The following is a 23,159-nucleotide window of genomic DNA, read 5'->3' on the forward strand; positions in this document are numbered from 1 at the left end:
CGACTGCTCACACCAGTACGGGGGTTCGGCGATGACGCCGCATGTCACCGGGTACGACCTGTCGGATCTCGACGGGTTCTGGGCCGCGCCGATCGCCGAGCGGGCCGCGGGCTTCGCCGCCCTGCGCGAGCGCGATCCCGTGTCGTACCACCCCGAACCCGAGTCGCCGTGGCGCGACCCCGACGGCGGCTTCTACGCCGTGACCCGCCTCGACGACGTCCACGAGGCCAGCCGGCACCCGCAGATCTTCTGCTCCGGCAAGGGATCGACGTCGATCCCCGACATGCCGCTCGAGTTCGTGGAGTTCTTCGGCTCGATGATCGGCATGGACGACCCGCGGCACGCCCGGATGCGCCGCATCGTGTCCCGCGGCTTCACCCCGCGCCGGCTCGCCCAGCTCACCGACGACGTCGCCGCGACCGCGACGAGGATCGTCGACGACGTCGTCGACCGCGGCGAGTGCGACGCCGTCACCGAGATCGCGGCCCGGCTCCCGATGAAGATCGTGTGCGACCTGATGGGTGTGCCGGCGAGCCAGTACGACTTCGTGTTCGACGCGTCCAACGTCGTGCTCGGCGCGGGCGACCCGGAGTACGTGCCCGAGGGCACCGACACCGTCACCGCGATCCTCACCGCCGCGGGCGGGCTGGCCCAGCTGATGCGCGAGCTCGGCGAGGAACGCGCGAAGAACCCGACCGACGACGTCACGTCCGCGCTGGTCAACGCCGAGATCGACGGCGAGCGCCTCACCCCCGACGAGCTGGCGAGCTTCTTCATCCTGCTCGTCGTCGCCGGCAACGAGACCACCCGCAACGCCATCTCGTGGGGCCTGCAGCTGCTCACCGAGCACCCCGACCAGCGCGCGACCTGGCTCGCCGACATCGACGGTGTCACCCCGACCGCGGTCGACGAGATCGTGCGCGTCGCATCGCCGGTGATCTTCATGCGGCGCACCTGCACCCGGGACACGGAGCTGGGCGGGACGCCGCTGCGCGAGGGCGACAAGCTCGCGCTGTTCTACTGGGCCGCGAACCGCGATCCGGCGCACTTCCCCGACCCCGACCGGTTCGACGTGCTCCGCACCCCCAACCACCACGTCGGGTTCGGCGGGCCCGGTCCGCACTTCTGCCTCGGCGCGCACCTGGCCCGCCGCGAGATGTCGGTGATGTTCCGGGAGCTGCTGACGCGGGTGCCCGACATCCACGTGACCGCGCCCCCGCACCGGCTGCGGTCGATGTTCATCAACGGTGTCAAGCACCTGCCGGTGGCGTTCACCCCCGGCGGTGCGCGGTGACGGCCCGGTCGCCGGTGACGCTGGAGTACCCCGACGTCGCGGTAGGAGCGATCCTCGCGGGGTCGGCACGCCGGTTCGGCGCCCGGACCATGATCCACTACCAGGGGCGGGAGCTGTCCTTCACCGACCTTTACGCACGGGCGTGCGCATTCGCGAACGCGTTGCGTGCCGACGGGATCGGCCGGGGCGACGCCGTCGCGATCCACCTGCCCAACTGCCCGCAGTACGCCGTCGCCTACTACGGGATCCTGCTGGCGGGCGCGACGTTCACCCCGGCCAACCCGCTGCTGCCGCCCGAGGACCTCGCCGCCCAGCTCGCCGACTCCGGCGCCCGGGCGGCGGTGACGTGGGCACCGGTCGCGCCCGCGCTACTCGAGGTGCGGGACCGGACGTCGGTGGAGCTGGTACTGGTCACCGACCGGGACCAGGGCGTCGACCCGGCCCACCGCCCGCCGCTGCCCGACGGCACGACCGACTTCGAGGAGTTCCACGCCGCCGCCCCCGCCACCGCTCCCGTGTCCGGCGTCGTGCCCGCCGCCGACCTCGCGCACCTGGCCTACACCGGCGGCACGACGGGCCGGTCGAAGGCGGTGCAGCTGACGCACCGCAACGTCGTCGCCAACGTCCTGCAGTACGCGTGCGGTGGTGCCGGCGCGGTCAGCCGCGTCGACGACGAGGGCGGGCAGTGGATCGAGCAGACCAGCCCGCCCGAGGAGCACCCGACGCGGCTGGGTACCGGGGTGTCGATCTGCCTGGCGCCGTGGTTCCACGCGATGGGCACCATCGGCGGACTGAACGTCCCAACCCTGTCGGGGACGACGATGGTGCTGCACGAACGCTTCGAACCCGCCGCCTACCTGGCCGACGTCGAACGGTTCCGGGCGACGACGCTGTCGGGCGCCCCGCCCCTCTACGCCGCCCTGCTGCGCCACCCCGACCTCGCGACGCGCGACCTCACCTCGGTCCGCGGGCTCAGCTCCGGCGCCGCACCGCTGCCGGTCGAGCTGATCGGCGGGCTGCGTGCCCGGCTCGGCGACGACGTCGTCATCGCGGAGGGCTACGGGCTCACCGAGGTGACGATGGGCGCGACGATCGGGCCGTCGGCACGCTCGGCCGTCCGCAAGCCGGGGACGGTGGGCCCGCCGGTGCCCGACACCGAGATCGCGATCCTCGGCCCCGACGGCGACGAGCTCCCCGACGGCACGGAGGGTGAGGTGTGCATCCGCGGCCCGCAGGTCATGCGCGGCTACCGCAACCGCCCCGACGAGACCGCGTCGACGCTGGCCGGCGGCTGGCTGCACACCGGCGACATCGGCGTCCTCGACGACGACGGCTACCTCCGCATCGTCGACCGGGCCAAGGACATGCTCATCTACAAGGGATACAACGTCTATCCCCGCGAGCTCGAGGAGCTGCTGCACGCGCAACCCGGAGTGACCGGGGCGGCGGTCGTCGGACGCCCCCAGGCCGACGTCGGCGAGCTCCCGGTGGCGTTCGTCGTCGCACCCGGTCTCGACGCCGGCGGCGCGCAGGAGCTCGCCGAGCGGGTGAACGTGCAGGTCACGCCCTACAAGCGGCTGCGCGAGATCGTGCTCGTCGACGAGATCCCGGTGTCGGCGGCGGGGAAGGTGCTCAAACGGGCGCTGCGGGAGCGGCTCGTCGGCGGTTGACACCCACACGGGTGGCGGGTCGATCCGTTCCGGGACCAAAGACCCCGATAGTGTGATCAGCGCTAACGGTCGTGCTCGCGCCGGCGACATGCTTCACGTACGGACACCCGGGGAGTCCCACGGGGCCCGCACAGGCGGCCACCTCGTGGTGGCTGCGCTCCCCCAGAGAGGTGGTCCGCCATGACGACGCCGGTCGCTCGGCCCCCGGCTCGCCCGGTGCCTGCGCCGCACTCGTTCATGGACGTGCCCACCCAGCGAATCGTTCCGCCGGCCCGCCTCGTGGCGGACGCGCGGACCCGGCCGGCTCCGTCGGCCACGACGTCACTGGGGAGCGGCGTCGTGCACGCCCGGGCGGTGGGGGCCGCCCGGGCGCGGAGCCGTGTCGGGACCATCGTGGACGTCGTCGGCCGGCTCGGGACCGTGGTCTCGTTCGCGGCGGTCGTCATCGTGTCGACGGCCGTGGGGGCCTCGACCGACAACGCCGCACCGGCCGGCGACTCCGCGACCGCGGGCATGACGTTGGGCGCGCCGTAGCCACGCTCGGTGGTCGCCGTGTGCGCCGGACCGCGCCTCCCGCCCCGAGCTAGGCCGCGGCCTCTCCCGGGGTCGCGAGCGGGGTCTTCAGCACGTGGTCGACCAGCCGCATGATCAGCTGGGTACCGCCGAGCCGGTAGCCGAACTCCTCCCAGGTGAGAAGCTCCTTGGAGATCATCTCACCGACCGGGCCCGGGTACAGCCGGGTCGCGCGGAAGGCCGCGGCACGCAGCCGCATCTTCTCGTGGTGGTCCATCGGGCTCACTCGCTCTCCTCGCCGTCGACGTGACACGTACGGACGAGCGCCTCGACGCTGAAACGCACCCTCTCGGGCCATGGTCGCCTACCCCCGCCACGACACGACATGACCGACCCCATGGAGTGACGAGTATCTCACACTGCGCGCACGGAACGGGTTTGGACCGCCACGACCTGCACAGATGATCACCTAGGTTGAGTCGCGTGAGCCTCACCGAACAGCTGTGGTCCGACGTCGAGGACATCTACGCCCAGGTCCTCACGCACCCCTTCGTGACCGGCCTGACCGACGGGTCGTTGCCGCACGAGTCGTTCCGGCACTACATCGTGCAGGACTCCCACTACCTGCGCGGCTACGCCAAGGCGCTCGCCGCGTGCGCCGCCAAGGCCCCCACCGACGCCGAGACCGTCATGTTCGCGACGAGCGCCACCAGCGCCGTCGCGGCCGAGCAGGGCATGCACGCCGCCCTCGTCGACGCGCTCGGCACCACCCCCGAGGCCGCCGCGAAGGAGCCGATCGCCCCCACGACACAGGCCTACCTGAGCTACCTGCTCGCAGTGGCGCACGGCGGGTCGTACGCCGAGGCCGTCGCCACCGTGCTGCCCTGCTACTGGATCTACGCGAAGGTCGGCGCCGAGCTGTTCGGGCGCAGCTCCCCCGATCCGCTGTACGCGCGCTGGATCGCCATGTACGGCGACGAGGACTTCCAGACGGTCGTCGACGCCGTCCTCGCCGTCACCGACCGGATCGGTGAGACCGCGGGGCCGGCCGAGATCGAGCGCATGCGCCGGCACTTCCACACGACGTCGCGTTACGAGTGGATGTTCTGGGACGGCGCCTGGCGCCGCGAGACCTGGCCCGTCTGACGCACCGACCCCTGTGAGCGGCAGTAGTCGCTATGGCGACTATTGCCGCTCACAGGGGCTGATCTGCGGAAACGCCGGCCCGAGAGCCCCGCGGCGTCAGCGCTGGTCGAGCTTGTCCGGGATCAGCACGTGCAGCAGGAACGACACGACGCCGACGATGATCGCGCCCCAGAACGCCGCCCAGAAGCCGTCGACGGCGAACGGCAGACCGACCTTCCCGGCGATCCAGCCGACCAGCCACAGCAGCAACGCGTTCACGACCAGGCTGATCAGGCCGAGCGTCAAGATGTAGAGCGGGCAGCCGACCACCTTGATGATCGGCTTGAGCACCGCGTTCACGATGCCGAAGATGATCGCGACGACGAGCAGGGTGCCGATCGTCGACGCCGTCGTCGAGTTCGGGTTGACCTCGGTACCGACGCGGATACCGCCGAGGATCAGCGTCGCCACCCACAGGGCGACCGCGACGACGATCACCCGGATCGTCATTGCCAGCGCATTACTCATGGGGTTCCCTCTCCGGGCTCAGTCAGTCGACCAGGGCCTGCATCACGAGCGCGCGCAGCTGCGGGCGCAGTGGGTAGGTGCTCGACGGCATCAGCTGCGTCATCAGCACCGCGGTGACGTCCTCGACCGGGTCGACGTAGAACGCCGTGCTGGCCAACCCGCCCCACGCGAACTCGCCGACGCTGGTGAGCTGCTCGCCCACGGTCGGGTCGATGACGACGGAGAAGCCCAGCCCGAAGCCGACGCCCGCGTACGTCGACTCCGCGAAGATGGGCCGCCCGATCGTCTCCAGGTCGACGCCGCCGGGCAGGTGGTTGCGGGTGGCGAAGGCCAGCGTGCGATTACCGAGCAGGCGGACGCCGTCGAGCGCGCCGCCGCCCGCGAGCATCTGGGTGAAGCGGTGGTAGTCGTGCAGCGTCGAGGCCAGGCCCGCGCCGCCGGCCAGCAGCGTCGGCGGCTTGGTGATCAGCTCACCCAGCGGGCTGGGGACGAGCCCGCCGCCGGGCCGGGCGGCGTACAGGGTGGCCAGCCGGTCGGTGGCGCCGTCGGCGACCTGGAACGCGGTGTCGGTCATCCCGAGCGGGCCCAGGATGCGCTCGGCGAGGAACCGGTCGAGCGACATGCCCGACGCGACCTCGACGACCCGGCCCAGCACGTCCGTCGACACGCCGTAGTTCCATTCGGTGCCGGGCTGGAACAGCAGCGGTATCGACGCGAACTGGTCGCACGCCGTGGCCAGGTCCATCCCCTCGGGGGTGGTGAGCTCGTGGCCGCGCAGCCGGTACATCTCGTCGACCGGGTGCGCGTGGTGGAAGCCGTAGGTGAGGCCCGACGTGTGCGTGAGCAGGTGCCACACGCGCATCGGCTCGCTGATCGGGTCGGTCGCCGGGGCGAGCGCCGATCCCGAGCGGTACACCCGCTGCTCGGCGAACGACGGGATGTAGCGCGACACCGGGTCGGTGAGGCCGAGCAGGCCCTCCTCGTAGAGCATCAGCGCGGCCACCGACGTGATCGGCTTCGTCATCGAGAAGATGCGCCACACCGTGTCGGGTTCGACCGGCAGACCGGCCTCGACGTCGCGGTCGCCGTAGTGCGCCACGTGCGCGACCCGGCCGCGCCGGGCCACCGCGATCGACCAGCCGGGCAGCCGCCCGTCGTCGACGTAGCGGCGGAAGTGCGAGTCGACACGCGCGAGCCGGCCGGCGTCGAAACCGACCTCTTCCGGGTCCACGTCCACATCGAGCACACCCACGGCGGCGACCCTACCGGCGGACGATCACGGGTGGGTCTCCCTCTGCCCGAGCAGGATCAGTGCGCCCCCGACAGGTTGAGCAGGACCACGCCGCCGATGATCAGCACCACCCCGCCGACCTTCGCCGGGCTGATCCCCTCCCCCAGGAACGCCACGCCGACCAGCACGACGGCCGCCGTCCCGATCCCCGACCACAGCGCGTAGGCCGTTCCCACCTCGAACTTCTTCAGGGCCTGGGACAGCAGGCCGAACGCCGCCACGTACCCGACGACCACCACGATCGACGGCGCGAGCCTCGTGAAGCCCTCCGACAGCTTGAGGCTCGTCGTGGCGACGATCTCCGTCACGATCGCGCCGAGCAGCCACAACCACGCCACCACCATCGCGCCAGCATGCCGCCGACCCCCGACGTGACGTCGGCCGGTCCACCGGCGGCCCGGGCCGCGCGCGCGTCACAATCGGGGGGTGCCGTCCGCCCCGCTGCCGTCCGCTCCCGCGGAGCTCTCGGGTGACGCCGAGGTCGTGCGCGCGCTGCTGCGCCGGCGTGCCGAGGGCAGCAAGCCCCTCGCCCGCGAGGACGGGCACCGGATCGCGCTCGTCGTCGGCGGTGGCGGGATGCGCGGTGCCTACGCGGGCGGGATGGTGCACGCCCTGGAGACCGCCGGGCTCTCCGACGCCTTCGACGTCGTCTACGGGGTGTCGGCGGGCGCGTTCGTCGGTACCGCGCTCGTGCTGGGCCACGGCTACGACGCGTCGCGGATCTTTCCCGACGACATGGCGTGCAAGGAGTTCATCGACCCCCGCAGGCTCGGCACCCGCAAGCCGATGGTGTCGCTGGACCACCTGATCGACCACATCCTCGTCCACGTCAAGCCGACGGACTGGGACGCGTTGCGCGACAGCCCGGTCCCGGTGCGGGTCGTCGTCACCGACGCCGCCGACATGACCCCGCACATGCTGGAGCGGCTGCCGGACCGGGACACGTGGAAGCGCGTCATGCGGGCCACGGCGTCGATCCCGTGGCTCGCCGGGCCGCCCGTCCTCGTGGGTGACCGTCGCTACCTGGACGGGTCGGTCAGCGACCCCATGCCCGTGGCCCGCGCGCTGCGCGACGGCGCCACCCACGTCCTGGCTCTGCTCACCCGTACCGTCCCGGAGCTGCGCCGCTCCGATCCCGGCCCGCGGCCGCCGCTGTGGGCGCGGGGTATCGACGTCGTCGTCCCCGGCCTCGGCGCGATGACCCAGGACGTGCGCCGCCACGCCGACAGCCTCGATCTGCTCTCCGACGCTGCTCACCCCGGCCGCGGCGACGCCCACCTGATGGCGATCGCGCCCGCCCGGTCGGCCGGCGTGCGTGGGCTGACCACCGACGTCGCGCGCATCGAGGAGGCCGTCGTGCTCGGCCGGGAGGCGGTCGTGGCGGCGCTGCAGGCGGTATCCGTCCCCTGATCCGTCACCACGGGTGACCGACACGTTCTCACTCACAGCAGTGACCTGCTCACGTCGATCACGAGTTGTCCACAGGCCGTGGATCGATCACCGTAGGTGACATCGCTGTAATTCACTCACACGTCCCCTGCTGATCCACAGGTTGGTCACATCCTGTGGATCGGGACACAGCGCAGCGCGAACCACCCCGATAGCCGCGTTGACCCCTCGCCGGGAGCAGGGCCAGGGTGGGTGGTGATCTGCGCTCTCCACGACGAACTACTACGCGACGCACACGATTTCGGCGGCCCCGACCTCGTCGCCGACATCCACCACGAGGCCCGCACCTGGGTCGACGAGGCACACCCGTGGGACGGCACCGGCGACGAGCCCGGCGACCGCCACTCCGCCTATCTCGCCGTCTGGTGGCAGCGGATCGATCTCGAACGCGCCGAGCGCATCGGCACCCTCGTGCAGCGCGGCGACGGCCGCTGGCAGCCCATCGGCCCGGTCCGCTGTCCCGACGGCCACACCTTCGGCCCCCGCCGCGTCCTCCTCGGCTGGATCCCCTGCCCCTGCCGCGGCCACCACGTCTGGACCTGCCAGGCCCCCACCGACGACGGGCTCTGCGGCTTGCAGACCGTGCACCCCGTGCCGGGACCGCGGTGCCGGGAGGTCGGCATCGGCTGACCCTGCTCCCGTTGTCGAACGTGTCGTGAGCGCGACCGGGCTGCGCTCACGACACGCTCGACGGCGGGTCAGCCGCCCAGGTGCTCGACGAACCAGTCGCGCGCCGGGACGGAGGCGCCGTCGAAGCCCTCGACGTACGCGTCGAAATGCCCGCCCGGCAGGATCACCAGCCGTTTCGGCTCACGCGCGTTCTCGAACGCGCCGATCGCGAGGTGCGCCGGCGTCAGGTGATCCTGGCGGGCCACGACCATCAGCAGCGGCGTCGGGCTGATCCGGCCGATGTAGGTGCCCGGCTCGTACTCCCCCAGCATCTCGACGGTCCGCAGCGTCACCTCGTTGCGCCACGACGGCGCCCGGTCCTTGCCGGTCTCGGTGAACCACGTCCACGAGTCCGGCGTCGGCAGCGCCGACGGGGCCAGCGGGTCCTCGTCGACGACCGGCACCATCGCGGGCGGGTCCCCGGCGAACCGGGCGGCGCGGTCGGCGTCGAACATCTCGCGGAAGCCGGCACGGAAGTCGGCACGCACCAGCTCGCCGATGTTCGCCGAGCCGCTGACCAGCGGAACCTGCGCGACGACCGCCTTCACCCGCCGGTCGATCGCACCGACGACGAGTACGTGCCCGCCCGAGTAGCTGCTGCCCCAGATGCCGATCCGCGTCGGGTCGACCTCGTCGAGCGTCGTCGCGTAGGTGATGGCGTGGCGGTAGTCGCGCACCTGCTCCCAGGGGTCGATCTCCTGGCGCGGCTCACCGTCCGACGCCCCGAAGTTGCGGTTGTCGAACACCAGCACGTTCAGCCCCGCCGCCGCGAAGGCTTCGGCGAAGGAGTCGAGGTACATCTCCTTCACCGCGGAGAAGCCGTGCGCCATGACGACGGTCGGCGCCGGGCCCGACGCCCCTTCGCCGTCGTAGAACCAGCCGCGCAGCGTGACGCCCTCGGCGTCGAACTCGATGTCTCGTCGGGCCATGCTCGCTCCCCGGGTCACCCGGCCCCGCCCCGCGCCGGACCGGTCCGATGCCGGCCTCGACTCGGTCGCTCGCCTGTGAGCCCGGCCACCCCGACGCTAGGCGTCGGCCCGGTCCTGTCGTGCCGCCGGACGGCTGAGCTTGCCGCCGTTTCGGCCGCCCGCCCCGAACCTGTGCCGATCCCGCGCAACCTCACTGTCGTCCCGGCGACGGATCACGACCGTGAGGTTGCGCGCGCCTCTCGTCCGGTTCGTGGGTCAGGGCGCGGCCGGGCGGAAGACCATGCAGCTGCTGGTTGCGTGGGCGAGGAGGCGGTCGGTGCCGTCGAGCAGCTGCGACTGCGCGAGCGCGGTCCGCCCACCCAGCTGCAGGACCTCGCCGACGCAGCGCACCGGGCCCGTCGCGTCGGTGATGGGGCGCAGAAACTTCACGGTGAGGTCGAGGCTCGTGTAGTACGCGCCGGCGGGCAGCCGGGACTGGACGGCGCACGCGGCGGCGGAGTCGAGCAGCGTCGCGTACACGCCGCCGTGGACCGAGCCGATCGGGTTGTAGTGGAACTCCGCGGGCTCGAGGCCGAACTCGACGCGGCCCGCCTCGACGGAGACCAGCGTGATCCCGAGGGTGTCGACGATCGGTGGTGGCGGAAGCTCGCCCGCAGCGATGCGGCGCAGGAACGTGAGCCCGTCGTCGATGCGAGCCGCGGCGGCGCTGACGCTCGGGTCTCCCCACTCGTAGGTGCGGGACCGGACGGGGGCCTCGGGCTGGGCGGACATGACGGCGACCCTATGGCGTCTGAGTATCGATGAGCAACTCAGCTAGGCTGTGACGATGGACGGAACGACCGCGTGGGCCGACCTCGACACGGCCAACTGCTCCGTCGCCCGGACGGCCGCGATCGTCGGCGACACCTGGACGCTCGTGCTGCTGCGCGACCTGTTCAACGGCCTGCGCCGCTTCGACGACCTCGCCACCCACCTCGGCGTCGCCCGCACCGTCCTGTCCCGACGGCTCGCCACGCTTGTCGACGCCGGCCTCGTCGAGCGTGAGCCCTACCGCGAACCCGGCCGACGGGAGCGGCACGAGTACCGGCTGTCCGCCGCGGGCCGCGACCTGCTGCCGGTGGTCCTCGCCCTGATGGCCTGGGGTGACGCTCATCTCGCCGACGACGACGGCCCGCCGGTCGTCGTCCAGCACCGCGGCTGCGGCGCCGCCGTGGAGGTGGCTCTGCGTTGCGCCGAGGGGCACGACGTCGACCCCCGCCGCGGCACCGTCGCCCGCCCCGGCCCGGGCGCCCGCCTGCGCACTCACGAGCTGTGAGCGGCAATAGTCGCTATAGCGACTATCGCCGCTCACAGGGAACTCACAGGGAGCTCACAGGGAACTCGTGGCGGCTCACACGGGTAGTACGAGGCCGCGGGGGTGGAACCGGACCGGCCTGGACGCTCGGCGGGCGCGACGTCGCCTACGCCTGGGGTCCTGGAGCAGGGGCGGAGTGGGCCCGCCGACGTCAGCGTCCGGAGCGCCGGACGGATGACCCGGTCCGCCCGGAGACGACGGAAATCCGGTCGACGCCGCTGTGAAGATGATCGGGTGGACGTCGCATTCACCAAGCTGCCGCGAGGGCGGCGCACCCACAGCGTGGTGCGCCGCGCCGACGGCGTGCGCTGGAGCGTCGACGGTGGCGTCGCCGGGCCAGGGCTGCCACACGACCTGGTGCATCTCGTCGTCGAGCGGGCGATCGGTGAGCAGCGCGGATTCTGGGGGTCGGTCGCCGCGGGCGTGGTGTTCGGCAGCATGACCCACCTCGAGGGCAGGCGGCCGCCGCACGGCGGGGAGAAGTCCACGGTGCTGCTGCGCGAGCGCCGCGGAGGGCTGCAGGCGGCCGAACTGCTGGCCGACCTGGTGGAGCACGTCGCGGCGCAGAAGATGACGTCGACGGAGCAGGTCCGGGCCGCGGCGCGCACGCACCTGCGGCCGGAGCAGCGCGCGCAGGTCGATCCCGCCCGGATACTGGAGGCCGCGGAGGCGTTGCGCGACATGGAGTCCCGCTGGGCGCGGCTCGCCGAGGGCGAGGAGCTGACCGTTCAGTGGCCGGACCCCGCGCGGCGGCGGCGCGGGCGTCGTCGGCACATCTGACCGGGTCTAGGAGCGGCGGCCGCTCGCCCGCAGGTGGATGCGCTCGCCCTGCTTGCCGAACAGGCTGAGCGCCTCGACGGGCTGGTCGCCGGTCGCGAAGCCGTGCGGGACGTGGCAGTCGAACTCCGCCGCCTCGCCGGAACCGAGCACGACCTCTTTGTCCCCCAGCAACAGCGTCAGCCGTCCGCTGATGACGTAGACCCACTCGTAGCCCTCGTGGGTGCGCAGCTCGCCGCATTCGAGGCCGGGCGGATAGACGAGCCGGTAGGGCCGTGGCTGCACGGGGCCGCGGGTGAGCGGGTAGGCCGCGGCGCGGCCCATCTTGATGGGTTCGAGGCCCCGGACCCGCGGATCGGGGACGGTGGGTTCGGCGCCGACGAGGTCGTCGAGGCCGACGCCGTGCGCGCGGGCGATGGGCAGCAACAGTTCCAGCGTCGCCTTGCGCTGCCCGGACTCCAGTCGCGACAGGGTGCTCGTCGAGATGCCGGTGGAGCGGGAGAGCGCGGCGAGGGTGAGGTCGCGTTCGCGACGCAGCTCCGCGAGCCGGGGTCCGACCCGCGCGAGGAGGGCCGACGGATCGGTCGTCATGAATCCTTGCTACTCCGGCAACGACGTTGGCGCAATGGCACGGCCTCGTGCACGGTGGTCGCATGACACAGAACTTCGACGTCGTCGTCGTCGGTGGCGGTGCCGCCGGCCTCTCCGCCGCACTGATGCTCGGCCGGTCCCGACGCTCGGTACTGGTGCTCGACGCGGGCGAACCCCGCAACGCCCCGGCCGCAGGCGTGCACGGCCTGCTCGGCCACGAGGGCACCCCACCCCGCGAGCTGCTGCGCGCGGGCCGCGCCGAGGTCGAGGCGTACGGCGCGGTCGTGCACCCCGCTCGCGCCCGGGCCGCCGTCCGCGACGATGCGGGCTTCACCCTCACCCTCGACGACGACACCGCTGTCCACGCGCGGCGGATCGTGCTGGCCACCGGCGTCGTCGACCAGCTGCCCGCCGTCGACGGGCTCGCCGACCGCTGGGGCCGCGACGTCCTGCACTGCCCCTACTGCCACGGCTGGGAGGTGCGCGACAGGAAGATCGTCGTCCTCGCCACCAGTCCGATGGCCGTGCACCAAGCGCTGCTGTTCCACCAGCTCTCCGCCGACGTCACCCTGCTGCTGCACCAGCAGCCCGCCCCGTCCGACGAGCAGGCCGAGGAGCTCGCCGCGATCGATGTCCGCGTCGTCGCCGGGGAGGTCGCGCGGGTCGTCGTCGAGGACGACGCCGTCACCGGGCTGGCGCTGGCGTCCGGTGAGATCGTCGCGGCGGAGGCGGTCGTCGTCGGGTCCCGGCCCGTCGCCCGCCCCGACCTGCTCGCCGACCTCGGCCTGCAGACCCACGACCTGCCGAACAACATGGGCACCGCCGTCGCTGCCGACGCCATGGGCGTCACGGCGGTCCCCGGCGTCTGGGCGGCGGGCAACCTGACCGATCCGTACGCGCAGGTCGGCGCCTCGGCCGCCGCGGGGGCGAAGGCCGGTGCGATGGTCAACGCCGACCTCGCCGCGGAGGAGGCGCGCGAGGCGGTCCGTCGGCGCCGCGCCCTGCAGCCCGCTTCGTAGCAGGAGTGCTGCGCGGAATTGAACTTCCACGATGTGGCAGGCTCGCGGCGTGACCATCACCCTCGCGCAGGCCCAGACCGTCGTCACCGCCGCCCTCGCCCACGGCACCGAGCAGGGCTTCAACCCGCTCACCGTCGCGGTCCTCGACCCGGGCGGCGCGCTCGTCGCGCTCGCGCGCCAGGACAACTCCGGCAACCTGCGGCCCGACCTCGCCGTCGCCAAGGCCTACGGCGTGCTCGCGCTCGGCATGACCAACCGCGCCATCGCCGCCCGCGCCGCCGACTCCCCCGAGTTCTTCACCTCCGTCGCCACCCTCGCGGGAGGGCGCATCCTGTCGGTCCCCGGCGGCGTCTTCGTCCGTGACGCCGACGGGAACCTCCTCGGCGCGGTCGGCGTCACCGGCGACGCGTCGCTCAACGACGAGGCCGCCGCCGTCGCCGGCATCCGGGCGGCCGGACTCGTCGCCGTGACCGGAGCCGAATAGGGGCTGCCGGACCGTGCCGGGCGCGGCAGGATCGAGGGATGACCCCCGACCTCGTGCGCGCCTTCGAGAGCGCGGTCAACGCGGTGGACGTCGACGCGGCCGCCGCACTGGTCACCGACGACGTGGAGGTGGGCGGCCCCCGCGGGTCCGCTCACGGCGTCGACGTGTTGCGGCAGTGGGTGTCCGGCTCGGGCATCACGCTGTCGACGGTGCGCTGGTTCTCCCGCGGCGACGTCGCCGTCGCGTTGCAGGAGGCGCGGTGGATCGACGACGACAACACCCGCAGCGTCGCCACCGAGTTCACCGCGCGCGACGGCCGCATCAGCCGGATGATCCGCCACGACGACGGCCTCGGCGTCGCCCTGACCGCCGCCGGGCTGAGCGAGGCGGACGAGCAGCCGCTCTGACAGCGTCAGCCGATGAGCGTCGGGAACCTCAGGATCCAGCGCCGCTGGCCGGGCGTCTCCACCGCGTGCGGCCGGTAGTGGGCGCGGACCCAGGTGAGCGCGTCGTCAGCGGGGTGGCCGGCGAGGATCGCCATGCACGCCACCACGGTTCCGGTGCGCCCGGTGCCGCCGAGGCAGGCGACCTCGACGCGCTCGCCCGCCCGCGCGCGTTCGTAGGTGGCGACGATCCGCGCCGCGGCGTGGACGTCGTCGCGGGGGGTGCGGAAGTCGGGCCAGTCCAGCCATTCCGCGGGCCAGGTCGGCAGCCACACGGGCTTGCGGGAGAACCTGCGGCGCTCCGGGGTGCCGAGGTAGAGGCCGAACTCCGGCGCGGGTCCGTCGGGCACCGGCCGGCTGCGACCTCGGCCGCGCACGAGGGTGCCGTCGGGCAGGGCGATGGCGCCGGTCAACGTGCTCACGCACGAATTGTCCCGGATGCCGCCTGGCTCTCGCCCGCGAACGTGTGATCAGCGCTGCGTCGCCGCTCTCACCACACGCTCGGCGTGGGACCCGACGGCGAACGTGTCATCAGAGCGGCCGCAAACGCGCTGACGACACGCCCGGTGCGGGGCCCGGGCTCCGGGTCCGCGGACGGGGGCGAGACTCACCCCGTGTCCGAACCGCGCACCGATCCCGTGCTGCGACACCGCACGGTCGACGAGCTGCGCGCCGCCGGGTGCGTCTTCGCCGAGGACGAGGCGGCGCTCCTGCTGGCCGAGGCGGCGTCGAGCGACGCGCTGGCGGCGATGGTCGCGCGCCGCGTCGCGGGTGACCCCTTGGAGCAGATCGTCGGATGGGCGGAGTTCCGCGGTGTGCGGGTCGCGCTCGCGCCAGGAGTGTTCGTCCCACGGCGGCGGACGGGGTTCCTCGCGGGGCTCGCGGTCGCGGCGACGCGCGACGGCGCACTCGTCGTCGACATGTGTTGCGGTGCAGGGGCTGTCGCGATGGCGGTCATCGCCGAAGCGAACGCCGCCCAGGTGCACGCCGCGGACGTGGACCCTGCCGCCGTCGCGTGCGCGCGGCGCAACCTGCCGCCGACGCACGTGCACCTGGGCGACCTCTACACCGCGCTCCCGGCCGACCTTCGCGGGCGGGTGGACGTCGTCGTCGCCAACGCGCCCTACGTCCCGACCGATGCCGTCGCGACGATGCCGCCCGAGGCCCGGCTGCACGAGCCACCGGCCGCGCTCGACGGCGGCGCCGACGGTCTCGACGTCGCCCGCCGGGTCGTCACCGGAGCGCCGGAATGGCTGGCCCCGGGCGGCGTGCTGCTCCTCGAGACGAGCACGCGGCAGGCCCCGACACTGCGGGAGTGGTTCGCCCGCAACGGCTTCGTCGCCACCATCGAGGCCGACGACGAGGTCGGCGGCACCGCGGTCCGCGGCCTGCTCAGCGATGCTCCGGCCGACCGTCCGGGGTGAACCGGCGACGGACGCCGAACGCCCGCGGTTCCGGGCCGTGGTCGCGCAGGTGCTGCAGACGGCGCAGCGCGTCGCCGACCGTCGGGCGGGTCCCGGCGCGGACCCACCACAACGCGGTCGACGGCTGCCGCGTCGCGACGAACCAGCGCGCCCGCGCCCGCACGAGCCGGCCGTGGTCGCCGCGGTAGACGAACGCGTGCAACGTCGGGTGGTCCCGCCAGACCGAGACGTTGCAGAAGGCGGGGCCGTCGGCGTCGTCGACGACGCAGACGCCGTGGCCGCCGTCGGTCGCGAGCCGCCAGACGAATCCCGTCGACGCCTCGGCGAGCCGGTGCACGGGCTCCAGGGCGTCGACGAAGCCGCGCATGGCGGGGTCGTCGAGCGGCGCGCGCAGCCGGGCGACATTCACCTGGGCGAGCTCGAACCCGTCCACACCCGGGAACCTATTCGACGAGCAGCCAGGTGCGCGCGTCTTCGACGAGCAGCCGGGTGCGCGCGTCGGCGACGGGTCGCGGCCCACACACCCGCGCGCAACCTCACGGTCGCGATCCGCGATCAGGACGACGGTGAGGTTGCGCGCGGGGTTCTGACCCGCCGGGGCGCCGAGGTCTCGTCGAGTTCTACGGCGCCGGCGTCGCGGCCGTCCCGCCGGCCAACGCCGGCGCGAGGCGGGCGGCGGAGCGGGCGTCGGGGACCTGGCTCGGCGGCCACAGCACCGCGACGATCCCGCCGGCCACGAGACCCCCGAGCATCACGAGCCCGTGGGCGTCGTCGCGAACGACCAGCACCACCCCGATCACCGCGACCAGCGCCGCGACAGCGACCGGCAGCGGGTGCCGGCGGCGCAGCACGAGCAGCGCGGTGGTCGTCGCCATCAGGAAGAACATGGCCGCGGAGTTGCCGCCGCCCGGCGAGGGGAAGACCCACGTCGTCATCACATTGAAGGCCACGACGCCGAACACGAACAGGCCGGTCGCCCGCCGCGGGCCCCAGACGTGCACGGCGAGCGGCGCGAGGACCGCGAGCCACACGAGGTTGGAGACCGTCCCGGACAGGCCACCGTCCTGGACCGTCACCGACGTCAGCAGCCGCCACACCTGGCCGTCCCGGATCAGGTCGGGTCGGCGGGAGAGGGCGTCGTAGATCGGGTGCCACACCAGCTCGACCAGCGACGGGACGGCGACGACGAGCCACAGCCCGACGGCGGCGGCACGGGGCCTGCGCAGCCACGCGACCGGGTTGCCGAGGGCGGGTCGCATCGCGGCGAGCGTCGCGAGCAGCATCACCGCGTACGCGATCCCGCTGAAGGCGCCCTGGCCCGAGGTGTCCATCGTCGTCTCCTTGTCGTCCCGACGATCGTCACCCCGCTGCGACGCCGCGGTCCGTGCCGACGGTCGCGTCGCGGCCACGACATCCGTCACGGTCACGGTCCCGGCGCACCGTCGCATCCCGTACCCGGGCACGGGCCTACCGTGGTGGGCAGCCGTACGACAGGGAGGTCACCCGATGGGCTGGGCACCGGATTCGTGCACGTTGCCGACCGCCGAACGGCCGTTGCGCGAGGCCGAGTTCGACGTGCTGTTCGCGCGGGCGGTCGAGCCCCCACGTCGCGAGAGCCCGACCCGGCTGCTGGTGCCGCTTCCCTCGGGCGACGCCGGCGCGGCCCGGCACCTGGCGGCGCGCGAGTCGGACTGCTGCTCCTTCTCCACCTTCGACGTGACGGTCACCGGCGACGAGGCACTGCTCGCCATCTCGGTGTCGGCCGGCCACACCGAGGTGCTCGACGCCGTCGAGAAGAGGGCCACGCGATGACGCTGCGCACCGAGGAGCCGGCCGCGCGGGCCGGGCGTGCGAGAGCCTGATGGCGTGCACGACCCCGCAGCGCCCCCTCCCCTGCCCCGCCTGACGGGGGCCGCGGAGGCGCTGGAACGTCGGCAGGTCCCGCTGTTCGTGGGCGCGATCGTGGTGGGCGCCGTGGTCGGGTTGCTCGCCCCGGCCGCCGGACCGGGCTTGTCGACGGCGGTCAACCCGGTGCTGGGCGCGCTGCTGTTCGCGACGTTCCTGCAGGTCCCGGCCCGGGAGCTGGCCGGGTCGTTGCGGGCGGGGCGGTTCCTGGGCGCGGTGCTGGTGGTGAACTTCGTCGTCGTCCCGCCGGTGGTCGCGGGGCTCGCCGTCTTCCTGCCCGCCGACGACGCGATCCGGGCCGGGGTGCTGCTCGTGCTGCTGGCACCGTGCGTCGACTACGTCGTCGTGTTCAGCCGCCTCGCCGGGGCCGCCGCCGACCGGCTGCTCGCCGCGACCCCGCTGCTGCTGATCGCCCAGCTGCTCCTGCTGCCGGTGTACCTGCCGCTGCTGGGCGGCCCGGACATCCGCGGCGACGCCCTCGGGCCGCTGCTCGAGGCGTTCCTCGCGCTGATCGTCGTCCCGCTCGTCCTGGCGTGGCTGGTGCAGGCGTGGGCCGGGCGGGCGCGGTCGGGCGAGATCGTGGCCACCGGCGCGACGGCCCTGATGGTCCCGTTGATGGTGGCGACGTTGCTGGTCGTCGTCGCCTCCCAGGTGCCGACGCTCGGCGGCGCCCCGACGGTGCTGCTCGCCGTGCCGGTCCACGTCGCGTTCCTCGTGATCATGCCGTTCCTCGGGTTCGGCGTGGCCCGGCTGCTGCGCCTCGACGTCCCCGAGCAGCGGGCCGTCGTGTTCAGCGGCGCGACCCGCAACTCGCTCGTCGTGCTCCCGCTCGCGCTCGCGCTACCGGCCGGCGCCGGGACCGCGGCGGCGGTCGTCGTCACGCAGACGCTCGCCGAGGTGCTCGCAATGGTGGCCTACGTCCGGCTCGTCCCCCGGCTCGTCCCCCGGCTCGTCCCCGGCCAGCCCCGCTGAGCCGACGGTCCTTCACGACGGTCGCCCGCACAGATGAGTTCCGGGCGCCGCGGCGGTCGGTACGACATGGGCATCACCTACATCGCAGCTCCGCACGTCACGCAGCGGCCGGCGCAGCCGTACATCTTCACGACCCGCGAGGTCACCACGACCACGATCGGCGAGATCGCCGACCGCATCCCCGAACTCCTCGGGTGGCTCGCCGGCCGCGGCATCACCCCCGCCGGTGCGCCGTTCCTGCGCTACCTCACCGTCGACACGGACGGGAAACTCCTGGTCGAGGCCGGTGTACCGGTCGCGGAACCGGTCGAGGGCGACGAGAACGTCGACGTCGGTGTGCTACCCGCGGGCCGCTACGCCGGGCTCACCCACCGCGGCCACCCCGACGAGCTCGTGCAGGCCACCACGGAACTCCAGGCCTGGGCCGACGAGCAAGGCCTGACCGTCGACCGCACCCACGACGGACGCTGGAGCTGCCGGCTCGAACTGTTCCACACCCACCCCGCCGAGGTCCCCATCGACGCGTGGGTCACCGAACTCGCGTTCGAACTGGCGGACTGACCGCCGATACTGGGGGCATGTACGTACCCGCGCACTTCGCCCCCGACGACGCCGACGTCCGCGCGCTGCTCGACCGGCCCGGCGCGGCGGAGCTGGTCACGGCCGGCCCCGCCGGGCTGGAGGCGACGCTGCTGCCGTGGGTGCACGACCCCGACCGCGGCGCCCTCCTCGGCCACGTCGCCCGCAACAACGACCACTGGACACGCGCCGACGGGCAGCCCGGCCTGGTGATCGTCCGCGGGCCCGACTCCTACGTCAGCCCGGGCTGGTACGCGTCGAAGGCCGAGCACGGACGCGTCGTCCCGACGTGGAACTACGTGACCGCGCACGTCCACGGCACGGTCACGGTGCACGACGACGCCGCCTGGGTCGACGACGTCGTGCGCCGCCTGACCGACATGCACGAGGCCGGCCGCGACCCCGCCTGGTCGGTCGACGACGCGCCGGAGAAGTTCGTCGCCGGGCAGCTGCGGGCGATCGTCGGGATCGAGCTGCGGATCGAACGCGTCGACGCCAAGCTGAAACTCAGCCAGAACCGCCCGGCCGCCGACGTCGACGGGGTGATCACCGGACTGCGCGCCGACGGCGACGAGGCCGGGGCCCGGGCCGTGGAGGAACACCGGCCGCCGAGACACACCCGCGAGCACATCTCGCCCCCCTCGTCCTGACACACGGTCAGACAGCCGGATGCCTCGGGGACGCGTCCGGCGTGGTGCCCTCCGGAGCCGGCCGGTTCAGCATCACCGCCAGCGTCGGGAACACCAGCACCGTCAACACCGCGGCCCCGACGAGCGCCGCCGCGTTCTCCGGCAGCATCGTCCCGTTGCGCAACCCGATCGTCGTCAACGCCACCACCAGCGGCAACGCCGTCGCCGACACCAGCATCGTCTGCACCCGCTCCCGCGCCGCGAGCACACCCAGATAGATCAGCAGCGCCGGCATGCCCCGCACCAGCAGCATCAGCCCGAAGAACACGAACACCCGCACCGGCGCCGACGCGATCGCGTGCAGGTCGATCGTCATCCCCGAGTACACGAAGAAGATCGGGATCAGGAACCCGTGCCCGGCGACGTCCAGCTTCTCCTCCAACGCCGGCGCACTGCGGCCCGCCCAGCGCCGCAGCACCATCCCGGCGACGAACGCGCCCAGCACCGCGTCCAGATGGAACCGCTCCGTCACCGCCAGCAGCAGCACCAACAACAACACGGTGAGCCGCAACGTGATCTGGCTCGTCTCGTGCTGGTGGTCCCGCAGGATCCCGGCCATCCGCCCACCCGGCCGCATCGTCCGCGCCGCCAGGCTGAGCAACACCGCCAGCACCACCACCGCCCCCAACGACGCCAGCGCCACGAACCGGCTCGAAATGCCGAGGAACACCGCGATCGCGAGGATCGGCAACAACTCCCCCATCGCGCCGTTCGCCAACAGGTGCCCGCCCAGGCGGCCCCGCAGCATCCCGTTCTCCCGCAGCACCGGGACGAGCGTGCCCAGCGCCGTCGTCGTCAACGCCAGCGCGACCGCCACGAACGCGTCCACGAACCCCGTCGCCGCCAGGATCCCCGTGACACCCAGCCCCAACGCCAACGCCACGAACCACGCCAGCAGCGCCCGACGCCCCGCGTCCTGACGGTAGAGCCGCTGGTCGATCTCGTAGCCGGCCAGCAGGAACACGAAGCCCAGCCCCAGATCGGCCAGCGCCTGCACCGACACCGGGCTCGCCAGCCCCAGCACCTGCGGGCCGATCACGATCCCGCCCGCCAGCAACAACACGACCTGCGGGACCCGCAGCCTCGGCACCAGCCCCAGCAGCAGCGGTGCCAGCGCCGCGACCACGGCGATGGCGAGGAGGCTGTCCAGGGCGCTACCGACGTCGACGTCCTCCACCTGCAGGTTCTCCTTCACCACGGGTCGCCGCCGATGGGGTCGCCGGCCGCTCCCGATCCGTTACCTGCGGATCGTGACCGCCCCGAGGGCCCCCCGGGCCGACCTGAGTCCCCCCTCGCCGAGATCGACTTCCATGCAGCCGGTTCGACACGAGGGTCCGATGATCATGGTTCGCCGGACCCTGGTGTCGAACTCGATCGCCTCCCAGAGATGGACCGAGCGCTCCGGTCCTGAGGCGGCTCCGTCAGGTCGTCGTGATGGCGAGGACGCGCGCCGGAGCACATGAAAACGGCCCCTGAACCGCGTTTCCGCAGTTCAGGGGCCGTTCCCACAGGGTGTGGCAGGTGAAGGATTCGAACCTTCGTAGGCTAAGCCGACGGATTTACAGTCCGCTCCCTTTGGCCACTCGGGCAACCTGCCGGGGTGCGCTGGGCGCGGGCAGAAGAATACGACAGCACGAGATCGGGTCCCGCACAGGGGGCCTGTCACGAGGAGGTGCCCATGGCCGACCCGTCGTTCGACGTGGTGAGCAAGGTCGACCGGCAGGAGGTCGACAACGCGCTCAACCAGGCCGCGAAGGAGCTCTCGCAGCGGTTCGACTTCCGCGGCACCGGCACCGGGATCTCCTGGTCCGGCGAGGAGGCGATCACGATCGAGTCGGAGACCGAGGAGCGGGCCACGGCCGCGGTCGAGGTCTTCAAGGAGAAGTTGATCAAGCGCAACATCTCGTTGAAGGCGTTCGAGGTCGGGGAGCCTGCGGTCTCGGGGAAGGTCTACAAGGTCAGCGGCAAGATCCTGCAGGGGATCGAGTCGGACAAGGCCAAGGAGATCAGCAAGGCCATCCGCGACGAGAAGTTCAAGGGTGTCCAGGCGCAGATCCAGGGTGACCAGCTGCGTGTCTCGGGCAAGAAGAAGGACGACCTGCAGGCTGTCATCGCGCTGCTGAAGGGCAAGGACTTCGGTATCGCGTTGCAGTTCACCAACTACCGGTAGATCGACGCGGCCCGGGCGCTCCGACCTGCCTCGGAGCGCCGGGGCTTCTTCCCGGTGCCGGGAAGACCTCACTCCGACCCCCGCCGGGGCGAGGGCCGGGTGCAGGTGCCGCGGTCTGCCGACATTCCGATCACCGCGGCACGCAGCCGGGTGCTCCCGTCGTGGACGGGCCGTGCCCCCGCGCAGGCAGCCGACGGCCCGGCCGGCAGGCTCGACTCACCCGGGGGTGCGTCGGCGAGTCGGACCTGCCGGGCGTGGTGATGCGGCAGGCTCGCCCGCGTGTGGATCTTCTACATCGTGGGTGGGCTGTTCGGGATCGCCTTCGTCGCCGCGCTCCTTCGCGACCCGCGCCGGTTCCGCAACGCGGTCCGGCTCGGGCTCGCGGTCGGCTGCCTCGGGCTCGGAGTGTTGGGCGAGGCCTCGCGGCTGGATCCCGCGATGTTCGACCGGTTCGTGTTCGCGCTCCTCGCGCTCCCGGCACTGACCGTTCTGGTGCTGGCGGGGTTCCTGCTGGCCAACGGCGTGACGATGCTGCGACGAGAGGGCCGTCGGCCGGCGAACCTGCTCTCCCTGCTCGCCGGAGCAGGGTGCCTGCTGATTCTCGCCCTGCTGGTGCTCGCCCAGTACCGGCAGGACCGCCTCACCGCCACCCTGGCGATCGTGTCGCTGCTGGTCGCCGGCTACATCGCGTTCCTGTTCTGCAGCTACCTCGCCTACGCGGTCGTCTACGGACGACTCGCCGCCCGCCCGGGGGTCGGCTTCATCATCGTCCTGGGATCAGGACTGATCCGGGGCAAGGTCCCTCCGCTGCTCGCCGCGCGCCTCGACCGCGCCCTGTCGGTGTGGCACGAGGAGCACTCGGCCGGCCGATCACCGTTCTTCGTGGTCTCGGGCGGGCAGGGACCCGACGAGCCCGTCCCCGAGTCCCACGCGATGGCCGACTACCTTCTCGCCCACGCGATCCCGCCCGACCGCGTCCTGTGTGAGGACCGCTCGCGCACCACCGACGAAAACCTGCGCTTCAGCAAGGCGCTGATCGTCGAACGGGACCCGACGGCACGGTGCGTGATCGTCACCAACAACTTCCACGCCTTCAGGGCGGCGCTCGCCGCCCGGCGGGCAGGACTCGACGGGCAGGTGCTCGGCTCACCGACGGCCAGCTATTACTGGCCGAGCGCCACCATCCGGGAGTTCGTCGCGATCCTGGCCGGCTACCCACTGATCAACCTCAGCGTCGCAACGCTGCTGGTCGTGTTCGGCATCGCGGTCGGCACCGAATAGGCC

General features: G+C 72.7%; 29 protein-coding genes and 1 tRNA gene. 18 read left to right on the plus strand and 12 right to left on the minus strand.

Annotation, left to right across the window (positions count from 1 at the left end):
- The first annotated feature begins 31 nt into the window (after window positions 1-31).
- The 3 genes from PSU4_RS04990 to PSU4_RS05000 all read left to right on the plus strand — a co-directional run bounded on the left by PSU4_RS04990 (window position 32) and on the right by PSU4_RS05000 (window position 3,498).
- The gene (locus PSU4_RS04990) at window positions 32-1,294 is read left to right on the plus strand and encodes a cytochrome P450 (protein WP_147102854.1); all 1,263 of its coding nucleotides are present in this window, start codon (window positions 32-34) and stop codon (window positions 1,292-1,294) included.
- A complete protein-coding gene (locus PSU4_RS04995; protein WP_147102855.1) occupies window positions 1,291-2,964 on the plus strand; it encodes a class I adenylate-forming enzyme family protein in 1,674 nt (557 codons plus the stop codon). The genes PSU4_RS04990 and PSU4_RS04995 overlap by 4 nt, the downstream gene beginning before the upstream one ends.
- Window positions 2,965-3,144: 180 nt before the next feature.
- On the plus strand, window positions 3,145-3,498 hold the full coding sequence (locus PSU4_RS05000; RefSeq protein WP_147102857.1) for a hypothetical protein: 354 nt from the start codon (window positions 3,145-3,147) through the stop codon (window positions 3,496-3,498).
- 49 nt (window positions 3,499-3,547) lie between these two features.
- Here the strand turns inward: PSU4_RS05000 and PSU4_RS05005 are convergent, their stop codons facing one another.
- The gene (locus tag PSU4_RS05005; protein ID WP_186816756.1) at window positions 3,548-3,754 is read right to left on the minus strand and encodes a hypothetical protein; all 207 of its coding nucleotides are present in this window, start codon (window positions 3,752-3,754) and stop codon (window positions 3,548-3,550) included.
- Window positions 3,755-3,960: 206 nt separating this feature from the next.
- On the opposite strand from PSU4_RS05005, the gene tenA reads away from it, so the two are divergent.
- Complete coding sequence (gene tenA, locus PSU4_RS05010; RefSeq protein ID WP_147102861.1) at window positions 3,961-4,623, plus strand: thiaminase II; 663 nt, start codon at window positions 3,961-3,963, stop codon at window positions 4,621-4,623.
- Between the two features lie 96 nt (window positions 4,624-4,719).
- Here the strand turns inward: tenA and PSU4_RS05015 are convergent, their stop codons facing one another.
- Genes PSU4_RS05015 through PSU4_RS05025 form a run of 3 tightly spaced genes read right to left on the minus strand, consistent with a single transcriptional unit; the run spans window position 4,720 to window position 6,765 of the window.
- Entirely contained in the window at window positions 4,720-5,130 is a 411-nt protein-coding gene (locus tag PSU4_RS05015; RefSeq protein ID WP_186816748.1) for a phage holin family protein, read from the minus strand.
- A 22-nt stretch (window positions 5,131-5,152) separates the two neighbouring features.
- On the minus strand, window positions 5,153-6,382 hold the full coding sequence (locus tag PSU4_RS05020) for a serine hydrolase domain-containing protein (RefSeq protein ID WP_147102862.1): 1,230 nt from the start codon (window positions 6,380-6,382) through the stop codon (window positions 5,153-5,155).
- Window positions 6,383-6,438: 56 nt separating this feature from the next.
- Entirely contained in the window at window positions 6,439-6,765 is a 327-nt protein-coding gene (locus PSU4_RS05025) for a DMT family transporter (protein ID WP_147102864.1), read from the minus strand.
- 82 nt (window positions 6,766-6,847) lie between these two features.
- On the opposite strand from PSU4_RS05025, the gene PSU4_RS05030 reads away from it, so the two are divergent.
- A complete protein-coding gene (locus PSU4_RS05030) occupies window positions 6,848-7,831 on the plus strand; it encodes a patatin-like phospholipase family protein (RefSeq protein WP_147102866.1) in 984 nt (327 codons plus the stop codon).
- Window positions 7,832-8,065: 234 nt separating this feature from the next.
- A complete protein-coding gene (locus tag PSU4_RS05035; RefSeq protein ID WP_147102868.1) occupies window positions 8,066-8,500 on the plus strand; it encodes a hypothetical protein in 435 nt (144 codons plus the stop codon).
- Between the two features lie 68 nt (window positions 8,501-8,568).
- Here PSU4_RS05035 and PSU4_RS05040 read toward each other — a convergent pair whose 3' ends face one another.
- On the minus strand, window positions 8,569-9,468 hold the full coding sequence (locus tag PSU4_RS05040) for an alpha/beta hydrolase (protein ID WP_147102870.1): 900 nt from the start codon (window positions 9,466-9,468) through the stop codon (window positions 8,569-8,571).
- 255 nt (window positions 9,469-9,723) lie between these two features.
- Window positions 9,724-10,239: a PaaI family thioesterase gene (locus PSU4_RS05045; protein WP_147102872.1), complete on the minus strand. Its 516-nt coding sequence runs from the start codon at window positions 10,237-10,239 to the stop codon at window positions 9,724-9,726.
- A 55-nt stretch (window positions 10,240-10,294) separates the two neighbouring features.
- Between PSU4_RS05045 and PSU4_RS05050 the strand changes: the two genes are divergently transcribed.
- Both PSU4_RS05050 and PSU4_RS05055 read left to right on the plus strand, forming a co-directional pair.
- The gene (locus tag PSU4_RS05050) at window positions 10,295-10,783 is read left to right on the plus strand and encodes a winged helix-turn-helix transcriptional regulator (protein WP_147102874.1); all 489 of its coding nucleotides are present in this window, start codon (window positions 10,295-10,297) and stop codon (window positions 10,781-10,783) included.
- A 273-nt stretch (window positions 10,784-11,056) separates the two neighbouring features.
- Entirely contained in the window at window positions 11,057-11,602 is a 546-nt protein-coding gene (locus tag PSU4_RS05055) for a hypothetical protein (RefSeq protein WP_147102876.1), read from the plus strand.
- 6 nt (window positions 11,603-11,608) lie between these two features.
- Here the strand turns inward: PSU4_RS05055 and PSU4_RS05060 are convergent, their stop codons facing one another.
- A complete protein-coding gene (locus PSU4_RS05060; protein WP_147102878.1) occupies window positions 11,609-12,190 on the minus strand; it encodes a helix-turn-helix domain-containing protein in 582 nt (193 codons plus the stop codon).
- 62 nt (window positions 12,191-12,252) lie between these two features.
- Between PSU4_RS05060 and PSU4_RS05065 the strand changes: the two genes are divergently transcribed.
- The 3 genes from PSU4_RS05065 to PSU4_RS05075 are packed head-to-tail and all read left to right on the plus strand — an operon-like array spanning window position 12,253 to window position 14,100.
- Entirely contained in the window at window positions 12,253-13,209 is a 957-nt protein-coding gene (locus PSU4_RS05065) for an NAD(P)/FAD-dependent oxidoreductase (protein ID WP_147102880.1), read from the plus strand.
- A gap of 49 nt (window positions 13,210-13,258) precedes the next feature.
- Window positions 13,259-13,693, plus strand: coding sequence for a GlcG/HbpS family heme-binding protein (locus tag PSU4_RS05070; RefSeq protein WP_186816749.1), 435 nt, complete (start codon window positions 13,259-13,261; stop codon window positions 13,691-13,693).
- 38 nt (window positions 13,694-13,731) lie between these two features.
- Window positions 13,732-14,100 carry a nuclear transport factor 2 family protein gene (locus tag PSU4_RS05075; RefSeq protein WP_147102884.1) on the plus strand — a complete coding sequence of 123 codons (369 nt, stop codon included), beginning with the start codon at window positions 13,732-13,734 and terminating at the stop codon, window positions 14,098-14,100.
- A gap of 5 nt (window positions 14,101-14,105) precedes the next feature.
- Here the strand turns inward: PSU4_RS05075 and PSU4_RS05080 are convergent, their stop codons facing one another.
- Complete coding sequence (locus PSU4_RS05080) at window positions 14,106-14,558, minus strand: protein-tyrosine phosphatase family protein (RefSeq protein WP_147102886.1); 453 nt, start codon at window positions 14,556-14,558, stop codon at window positions 14,106-14,108.
- Between the two features lie 192 nt (window positions 14,559-14,750).
- On the opposite strand from PSU4_RS05080, the gene PSU4_RS05085 reads away from it, so the two are divergent.
- Window positions 14,751-15,560: a putative protein N(5)-glutamine methyltransferase gene (locus PSU4_RS05085; RefSeq protein WP_246114946.1), complete on the plus strand. Its 810-nt coding sequence runs from the start codon at window positions 14,751-14,753 to the stop codon at window positions 15,558-15,560.
- Here the strand turns inward: PSU4_RS05085 and PSU4_RS05090 are convergent.
- Together PSU4_RS05090 and PSU4_RS05095 are read right to left on the minus strand one after the other, a co-directional pair.
- Complete coding sequence (locus PSU4_RS05090; protein WP_147102888.1) at window positions 15,529-15,993, minus strand: DUF3291 domain-containing protein; 465 nt, start codon at window positions 15,991-15,993, stop codon at window positions 15,529-15,531. The two genes, PSU4_RS05085 and PSU4_RS05090, sit on opposite strands and share 32 nt — an antisense overlap.
- Before the next feature lie 187 nt (window positions 15,994-16,180).
- Entirely contained in the window at window positions 16,181-16,891 is a 711-nt protein-coding gene (locus PSU4_RS05095) for a rhomboid family intramembrane serine protease (protein ID WP_186816750.1), read from the minus strand.
- Between the two features lie 175 nt (window positions 16,892-17,066).
- Here PSU4_RS05095 and PSU4_RS05100 point away from each other — a divergent pair, with 175 nt between their 5' ends.
- The 4 genes from PSU4_RS05100 to PSU4_RS05115 all read left to right on the plus strand — a co-directional run bounded on the left by PSU4_RS05100 (window position 17,067) and on the right by PSU4_RS05115 (window position 19,666).
- Entirely contained in the window at window positions 17,067-17,372 is a 306-nt protein-coding gene (locus PSU4_RS05100) for a hypothetical protein (RefSeq protein ID WP_147102892.1), read from the plus strand.
- A 54-nt stretch (window positions 17,373-17,426) separates the two neighbouring features.
- Window positions 17,427-18,437, plus strand: coding sequence for a bile acid:sodium symporter (locus PSU4_RS05105; protein ID WP_147102894.1), 1,011 nt, complete (start codon window positions 17,427-17,429; stop codon window positions 18,435-18,437).
- A 66-nt stretch (window positions 18,438-18,503) separates the two neighbouring features.
- The gene (locus PSU4_RS05110) at window positions 18,504-18,998 is read left to right on the plus strand and encodes a GyrI-like domain-containing protein (RefSeq protein ID WP_147102896.1); all 495 of its coding nucleotides are present in this window, start codon (window positions 18,504-18,506) and stop codon (window positions 18,996-18,998) included.
- Window positions 18,999-19,015: 17 nt separating this feature from the next.
- Window positions 19,016-19,666: an FMN-binding negative transcriptional regulator gene (locus PSU4_RS05115; protein ID WP_147102898.1), complete on the plus strand. Its 651-nt coding sequence runs from the start codon at window positions 19,016-19,018 to the stop codon at window positions 19,664-19,666.
- Between the two features lie 7 nt (window positions 19,667-19,673).
- Here PSU4_RS05115 and PSU4_RS05120 read toward each other — a convergent pair whose 3' ends face one another.
- The gene (locus PSU4_RS05120) at window positions 19,674-20,900 is read right to left on the minus strand and encodes a cation:proton antiporter (RefSeq protein WP_246114947.1); all 1,227 of its coding nucleotides are present in this window, start codon (window positions 20,898-20,900) and stop codon (window positions 19,674-19,676) included.
- A 320-nt stretch (window positions 20,901-21,220) separates the two neighbouring features.
- Window positions 21,221-21,302: transfer RNA gene (locus PSU4_RS05125), tRNA-Tyr, on the minus strand.
- Between the two features lie 81 nt (window positions 21,303-21,383).
- Between PSU4_RS05125 and PSU4_RS05130 the strand changes: the two genes are divergently transcribed.
- Both PSU4_RS05130 and PSU4_RS05135 read left to right on the plus strand, forming a co-directional pair.
- Window positions 21,384-21,875: a YajQ family cyclic di-GMP-binding protein gene (locus tag PSU4_RS05130; RefSeq protein ID WP_147102900.1), complete on the plus strand. Its 492-nt coding sequence runs from the start codon at window positions 21,384-21,386 to the stop codon at window positions 21,873-21,875.
- A gap of 279 nt (window positions 21,876-22,154) precedes the next feature.
- Window positions 22,155-23,156, plus strand: coding sequence for a YdcF family protein (locus PSU4_RS05135; RefSeq protein ID WP_147102902.1), 1,002 nt, complete (start codon window positions 22,155-22,157; stop codon window positions 23,154-23,156).
- The last annotated feature ends 3 nt before the right edge of the window (window positions 23,157-23,159 follow it).

Origin of the sequence: Pseudonocardia sulfidoxydans NBRC 16205 (assembly GCF_007989085.1) — a bacterium.
GTDB lineage: Bacteria > Actinomycetota > Actinomycetes > Mycobacteriales > Pseudonocardiaceae > Pseudonocardia > Pseudonocardia sulfidoxydans.